Origin of the sequence: Mesorhizobium sp. M7A.T.Ca.US.000.02.2.1, from assembly GCF_003996995.1 — a bacterium.
GTDB lineage: Bacteria > Pseudomonadota > Alphaproteobacteria > Rhizobiales > Rhizobiaceae > Mesorhizobium.
Genome location: NZ_RZTT01000603.1, coordinates 1 through 2,707 on the forward strand (window position 1 = coordinate 1; position 2,707 = coordinate 2,707).

General features: G+C 63.6%; 3 protein-coding genes. All 3 read right to left on the reverse strand.

Annotation, left to right across the window (positions count from 1 at the left end; all coding sequences use genetic code 11):
• The coding region (locus EOD15_RS32300) for an ABC transporter permease (RefSeq protein ID WP_148129751.1) at nucleotides 1-696 on the reverse strand (696 nt) is incomplete at its 3' end.
• A 3-nt stretch (nucleotides 697-699) separates the two neighbouring features.
• Nucleotides 700-1,662 (reverse strand): ABC transporter permease, encoded by a 963-nt coding sequence (locus EOD15_RS32305; protein ID WP_127409208.1) that lies wholly within the window; start codon nucleotides 1,660-1,662, stop codon nucleotides 700-702.
• An 8-nt stretch (nucleotides 1,663-1,670) separates the two neighbouring features.
• Nucleotides 1,671-2,707: sugar ABC transporter ATP-binding protein (locus EOD15_RS32310; RefSeq protein WP_148129752.1), on the reverse strand; the 1,037-nt coding region annotated here is incomplete at its 5' end.

Below are 2,707 nucleotides of genomic sequence, written 5' to 3' on the forward strand. Positions count from 1 at the left end.
GGTCTGCACCAGGGCGGCGATCGCCGCTATCAGGCCGGCGAGCGTATGCGCCAGGATGACCGTGCGCTGGACCGGCACGCCGGAAAAATGCGCGGCTTCGGCATTCTCCCCGACCGAAGCGACGTAGCGGCCAAAGATGGTCCGCGACAGAAGCAGCCACACCGAAGCGGTCAGCAGGACCCAGAACAGCACCGGCGTCGGAACCGACAGGAATTTCGTGTTGTATAGGTCGTTGAACAGCTTCGGCACATCGCCGGGCGGATTGCCGCTCGACAGGAACTGCACCAGCCCGACCAGGATGATGCTGACCGCCAGCGTGACGATGACCGCCGACACCCGCCGGTTGCCGATCATGAAGCCGTTGAACAGGCCGATGACGAGGCCGGTGGCGAGCGCCAGCACGACGAAGAAAGGCATCGACGCGCCGGGGAAAGTGCCCGACGAGATGAAATAATTGATGAGCAGGATGATGCCGCCGCCAGAGAGGTCGATCGACTTCACCCGCATGACGACGAGCTGCCCCAGCACCAGGATGCCGAGCGGCACGATCTGCCTGACGAAGATACCCATGATGTTGAGGTTGAGCATGTTCGGCCGCGCGATCCACAGCGTCGCCAGCAGCACGATGAAGACAAAATAGGACGGCGGGATGCGCAGCAGACGCCGGGCGATCGGATTTGCGAGAACGGCGGCCATCGCTCAGAGCCCCATTTTCTTGCGGGATTGCAACCCGACCACCGCCAGCAGGATGCCGCCCTTGATCGCTGTCTGAACAAAGGGCGAGACGTTGGCGAGGTTCATGCCGTTAGCCAGCAGCGCCATGACCAGCGCGCCGATCACCGTGCCGTGCAGGCTGCCGATGCCGCCGGAGAGCTGGGTGCCTCCGAGCGCCACGGCGGTGACGGTGTCGAGTTCGAAAAGCAGACCGACATTCGGATCGCCCGACACGATGCGCCCGGCCAGGAAGACACCGGCAGCGGCCGCGAAACAGGAGCAGAGCACATAGGCGAGGATAATGTTGCGGCGGTCAGAGACGCCGAAATTGCGGGCAGCGCTTTCGGCGCCGGACGCGATGCCGCCGCCGATCGCAAACAGATGCAGCCCGTACCGGGATCCGTAGAGCAGTTTCCACGCCGCCAGGATCACGACGATGCCCCAGAAAACCGGATAGGGAATGCCGAGGAAACTGCCCGAGACGGCATCGATGACGATCTCCGGCACGGTGCCGCCGGAGACGGGACGCAGGATGCGCGTGATGCCGAGCACGATGTACTGCGTCGACAGCGTCGCGATGATCGGATGGACGTTGAAGCGGGTGATCGCCAGGCCGTTGATCAGCCCGATGAGTGCCGCCAGCAGAAAGACCGCCGGGATCAGCACGATCGCCGGCTGGTCGAGCGCCAGCACCGCCGTGGTGAAGCTGATGACCGAACCGACCGACAGGTCGAGCCCGCCGATGAGCACGACGACGAGCTGTCCGATCGCCGCGATGATCAGCGGCATCGCCTGGGCAACCAGGTTGAAGAGGTTCTCGGCCGTGGCGAACTGCGTCGTCTCGACGGTCAGCCACAGCGAAATGAACAGGGCGACCAGAAGCGGCAGGCCCCACAGGCCTTGCCGCGTGTTCCGGCCACTCAGGATGTTGAAAAGCGAACGATGCATGGAGGCCCCTAATGCTGGCGCGTGGAACCGCCCATCAGGGCCGCGTCGAGGATCTTGTGTTCTGTCGCCTGCGCTGCCGGCATTTCGGCAACGATGGTATCGTCGTGGACGACGTAGATGCGATCGCAGAGCCCGATCAACTCGATCGTCTCACGCGACAGCACCAGCACGGCGCCGCCCTTGGCGGTAAAGTCGCGCAGCAGGTGGTAGATCTCGGACTTGGCGCCGATGTCGACTCCGCGGGTCGGCTCCTCGACCAGCAGAAGATCGAGATCGGCGGCCAGGTAGCGGCCGAGCAGAACCTTTTGCTGGTTGCCGCCGGACAGGGAGCCGACCGGCGCGGACGGCCCTGCCGCCTTTATGTTCATGACCTCCATCATGCGGGCGATCACGTTTCGATACGGCCGCGCCGCCGCGAGTTCGGATCGCCTCGAATGCAATCCGATGGCGATGTTGTGGGCGATTGGCAAAGCGAGGAAGAGCCCCTCTTCCTTGCGGTCCTCGGGAACGAAGCCGACCCTCAGCTGCTGCAAATGGCGAACGCCTGATGATGGCGGGAGCGGCATTTTCAGCGCTTTGCCGTTGACGGAAATCGTCCCGGCGGAGGGATGATAGCGGCCGATCAGCGATCTCAGGAAGCGCTGCTGGCCCTGTCCCTCCAGGCCGGCCAGGGCGACGATCTCGCCCTTGTGCAATGTCAGCGACAGCGGCCGCGATGTCTCGGTGATCCTCAGGTTCTCGACGCGCAGGATCTCGTCGCCTTTGTTATCAGTACGATCGGGAAAAAGGTCCTGGAGTTCGCGTCCGACCATCATGGCGATGAGTTCGTCGGTGGTGATCTCGGACACCATTCTTGTGCCGACCAGTGCGCCGTCCTTCAGCACCGTCACCGTGTCGCACAGCTCGAAGATCTCCTCCATGCGATGCGAGATGTAGACGATGGCTTTTCCCTTATCGCGCAGCCGGCGGATGTTGCGGTTGAGCACATCGACATCGGCCGCGTTGAGCGCCGCCGTCGGTTCATCGAGGATGAGCACGCCGGCGT